Genomic DNA, 3,237 nt, shown 5'->3' with positions numbered 1-3,237 from the left:
AACTTGTTCTTTGAAAACTAGATAATAATTTATTTCTTTATAAAACCGAGAACACCGCGTTTTAAAGAGTTTAAAACAAGAAAAAGTTCTTAATCGCTAAACTCATAGACCACTATCATAAGATAGTTGAGGTTAAGTTATTAAGGGCGCATGGTGGATGCCTTGGCACTAGGAGCCGATGAAGGACGTGACTAACTGCGATAAGCTTCGGCAAGCTGTAAGTAAGCAATGACCCGGAGATTTCCGAATGGGGAAACCCAAAACCGTGAGGTTTTATCGCTAAGTGAATTCATAGCTTAGTTGAAGGAAGACGCGGGGAACTGAAACATCTAAGTACCCGCAGGAAGAGAAAGAAATTCGATTCCCATAGTAGCGGCGAGCGAAGTGGGAACAGCCCAAACCAAGAAGCTTGCTTTTTGGGGTTGTAGGACTGGACATTTGAGTTACCAAGAGATAACGTAGCTGAACGATCTGGGAAGATCGACCAGAGAAGGCAACCGTCCTGTAAGCGAAACGTTGTTTCCTCAGTCCAGGATCCTGAGTACGGCGGAACACGTGAAACTCCGTCGGAATCCGGGAGGACCATCTCCCAAGGCTAAATACTACCTAGTGACCGATAGTGAACCAGTACCGTGAGGGAAAGGTGAAAAGCACCCCGGGAGGGGAGTGAAATAGTTCCTGAAACCATGTGCCTACAAGTAGTCAGAGCTCGTTAATGAGTGATGGCGTGCCTTTTGTAGAATGAACCGGCGAGTTACGCTTGCATGCGAGGTTAAGGAGGAAAGTCCGGAGCCGCAGCGAAAGCGAGTCTGAAACGGGCGTTTCAGTATGTAGGTGTAGACCCGAAACCAGGTGACCTACCCATGTCCAGGTTGAAGGTGCGGTAAAACGCACTGGAGGACCGAACCTGTGTATGTTGAAAAATGCTAGGATGAGGTGTGGGTAGCGGTGAAATTCCAAACGAACTTGGAGATAGCTGGTTCTCTCCGAAATAGCTTTAGGGCTAGCCTCGGAGTAAAGGATCGTGGAGGTAGAGCACTGTTTGGACTAGGGGCTCATCAAGAGTTACTGAATTCAGATAAACTCCGAATGCCACAGATCTATATCCGGGAGTCAGACTGCGAGTGATAAGATCCGTAGTCGAAAGGGAAACAGCCCAGACCACCAATTAAGGTCCCTAAATATGTGTTAAGTGGAAAAGGATGTGGGATTGCATAGACAACTAGGATGTTGGCTCAGAAGCAGCCACCATTCAAAGAGTGCGTAATAGCTCACTAGTCGAGTGATCCTGCGCCGAAAATGTAACGGGGCTAAACACATTACCGAAATTGTGGATGCACGTAGTGCATGGTAGGAGAGCGTTCTAAGGGCAACGAAGCTAGATCGTAAGGACTGGTGGAGCGCTTAGAAGTGAGAATGCCGGTATGAGTAGCGAAAGATTAGTGAGAATCTAATCCACCGAATGACTAAGGTTTCCTGGGGAAGGCTCGTCCACCCAGGGTTAGTCGGGACCTAAGCTGAGGCCGAGAGGCGTAAGCGATGGATAACAGGTTGAGATTCCTGTACTATTAAGATCTGTTTGAACGATGGAGGGACGCAGGAGGCTAGAGAAGCGCACGGCTGGAAATGTGCGTCCAAGCAATGAGTTGGTAGCTGAGTCAAATGCTTAGTTGCGTAACAACAAGTTGTGATGGGGAACGAAATTAAAGTAGTGAAGAGATCGATGTCACACTGCCAAGAAAAGCTTCTAGTGAGGATCTTGATACCCGTACCGCAAACCGACACAGGTAGTCGAGGAGAGAATCCTAAGGTGAGCGAGAGAACTCTCGTTAAGGAACTCGGCAAAATGACCCCGTAACTTCGGGAGAAGGGGTGCTGACCTCCGGGTCAGCCGCAGTGAAAAGGCCCAGGCGACTGTTTATCAAAAACACAGGTTTCTGCAAAATCGTAAGATGAAGTATAGGGGCTGACGCCTGCCCGGTGCTGGAAGGTTAAGAGGATGAGTTAGCTTCGGCGAAGCTCAGAATTGAAGCCCCAGTAAACGGCGGCCGTAACTATAACGGTCCTAAGGTAGCGAAATTCCTTGTCGGGTAAGTTCCGACCCGCACGAAAGGCGTAACGATCTGGGCACTGTCTCAACGAGAGACTCGGTGAAATTATAATACCCGTGAAGATGCGGGTTACCCGCGACAGGACGGAAAGACCCCATGGAGCTTTACTGTAGCTTGATATTGGGTGTTTGTACAACTTGTACAGGATAGGTAGGAGCCATTGAAGGCGGAACGCTAGTTTCGCTGGAGGCGTTGGTGGGATACTACCCTCGTTGTATGAACACTCTAACCTGCGCCGGCAAACACGGCGGGAGACAGTGTCAGGTGGGCAGTTTGACTGGGGCGGTCGCCTCCTAAAAGGTAACGGAGGCGCCCAAAGGTTCCCTCAGAATGGTTGGAAATCATTCGCAGAGTGTAAAGGCAGAAGGGAGCTTGACTGCGAGACCTACAAGTCGAGCAGGGACGAAAGTCGGGCTTAGTGATCCGGCGGTTCCGTATGGAAGGGCCGTCGCTCAACGGATAAAAGCTACCCTGGGGATAACAGGCTTATCTCCCCCAAGAGTCCACATCGACGGGGAGGTTTGGCACCTCGATGTCGGCTCATCGCATCCTGGGGCTGTAGTCGGTCCCAAGGGTTGGGCTGTTCGCCCATTAAAGCGGTACGCGAGCTGGGTTCAGAACGTCGTGAGACAGTTCGGTCCCTATCCGTCGCGGGCGTAGGAAATTTGAGAGGATCTGTCCTTAGTACGAGAGGACCGGGATGGACATACCGCTGGTGTACCAGTTGTTCCGCCAGGGGCAGCGCTGGGTAGCTATGTATGGATGAGATAAACGCTGAAAGCATCTAAGTGCGAAACTCACCTCAAGATCGGATTTCCCATTCCGTAAGGAAGTAAGACCCCTGAGAGATGATCAGGTAGATAGGATGGAAGTGGAAGTGCAGTGATGCATGGAGCGGACCATTACTAATCGGTCGAGGACTTAACCAAAGGTTAAGGGACGTGGAGTTCAAGGTAAGAGAAATTATTATCTAGTTTTGAGGGAACAAGGTTCTCTTGAATAAAATAAGTGCGGTGATGATGGCTTGAAGGATACACCTGTTTCCATTCCGAACACAGAAGTTAAGCTTCAAAACGCCGATAGTAGTTGGAGGAACGCCTCCTGCGAGGGTAGGAAGTTGCCGTGC

The 3,237-nt window shown here is 49.7% G+C and carries 2 rRNA genes; both read left to right on the top strand.

Annotation, left to right across the window (positions count from 1 at the left end):
• Positions 1-130 precede the first annotated feature (130 nt).
• A 23S ribosomal RNA gene (locus FC33_RS00860) occupies positions 131-3,040 on the top strand.
• Positions 3,041-3,120: 80 nt separating this feature from the next.
• Positions 3,121-3,237, top strand: a 5S ribosomal RNA gene (rrf, locus tag FC33_RS00855).

This window comes from Ligilactobacillus aviarius subsp. aviarius DSM 20655 (genome assembly GCF_001436315.1).
Taxonomy (GTDB): Bacteria; Bacillota; Bacilli; order Lactobacillales; family Lactobacillaceae; genus Ligilactobacillus; species Ligilactobacillus aviarius.
Note: the sequence above shows the minus strand (reverse complement) of the source record. Positions and strands in the feature narration are given on the sequence as shown.